This is a genomic window from Synechococcus sp. BO 8801, assembly GCF_002252675.1.
In the GTDB taxonomy this organism is placed as follows: domain Bacteria; phylum Cyanobacteriota; class Cyanobacteriia; order PCC-6307; family Cyanobiaceae; genus Cyanobium.
The window spans coordinates 1-1098 of sequence record NZ_NQKY01000045.1 but is presented as its reverse complement, the minus strand read 5'-3'; the positions used below and the strand labels follow the sequence as shown (position 1 = coordinate 1098).

Here is a 1098-nt window from a genome sequence, read left to right as displayed (position 1 = left end):
GCACTCATGACCGCCACTCTCCAGCAGCGCTCCGGCGCTTCGGTGTGGAACCAGTTCTGTGAGTGGGTCACCTCCACCAACAACCGTCTCTACGTCGGTTGGTTCGGTGTGCTGATGATCCCCACCCTGCTGGCCGCCACCATCTGCTTCATCGTCGCCTTCATCGCGGCGCCCCCCGTCGACATCGATGGCATCCGTGAGCCCGTCGCCGGCTCCCTGATGTACGGCAACAACATCATCTCCGGCGCCGTTGTTCCTTCCAGCAACGCCATCGGCCTGCACTTCTACCCCATCTGGGAAGCCGCCAGCCTCGACGAGTGGCTGTACAACGGTGGCCCCTACCAGCTGGTGGTCTTCCACTTCCTGATCGGCGTCTTCGCCTATATGGGCCGCGAGTGGGAACTTTCCTACCGCCTCGGCATGCGCCCCTGGATCTGCGTCGCCTACTCCGCCCCCGTGGCGGCCGCCAGCGCCGTGTTCCTGATCTACCCCTTCGGTCAGGGTTCCTTCTCCGACGGCATGCCCCTCGGCATCAGCGGCACCTTCAACTACATGCTGGTGTTCCAGGCTGAGCACAACATCCTGATGCACCCCTTCCACATGCTGGGTGTGGCCGGTGTGTTCGGTGGCTCCCTGTTCTCCGCCATGCACGGCTCCCTGGTGACCTCCTCCCTGGTGCGTGAAACCACCGAAAGCGAGTCCCAGAACTACGGCTACAAGTTCGGCCAAGAGGAAGAGACCTACAACATCGTGGCTGCCCACGGTTACTTCGGTCGCCTGATCTTCCAATACGCCTCGTTCAACAACAGCCGCAGCCTGCACTTCTTCCTGGCTGCCTGGCCCGTGATCGGCATCTGGTTCACCGCCCTGGGCGTGAGCACGATGGCCTTCAACCTGAACGGCTTCAACTTCAACCAGTCGATCCTTGATGGCCAGGGCCGGGTGATCAACACCTGGGCCGACGTGCTCAACCGTGCCGGCCTCGGCATGGAAGTGATGCACGAGCGCAACGCTCACAACTTCCCCCTCGACCTGGCTGCTGCCAGCGCCACCCCCGTGGCCCTGACCGCCCCGGCGATCGGCTGATCCAGCCCCTCC

Annotated in this window: 1 protein-coding gene; it reads left to right on the top strand. The window is 63.4% G+C overall.

Annotation, left to right across the window (positions count from 1 at the left end):
• Nucleotides 1–6: 6 nt before the first annotated feature.
• Nucleotides 7–1086: a photosystem II q(b) protein gene (gene psbA, locus CJZ86_RS16380; RefSeq protein WP_015109068.1), complete on the top strand. Its 1080-nt coding sequence runs from the start codon at nucleotides 7–9 to the stop codon at nucleotides 1084–1086.
• Nucleotides 1087–1098: the final 12 nt, after the last annotated feature.

Coding starts and splice junctions, on each gene's coding strand:
- psbA (WP_015109068.1), top strand. CDS start 7: ATGACCGCCACTCTCCAGCAGCGCTCCGGCGCTTCGGTGTGGAACCAG.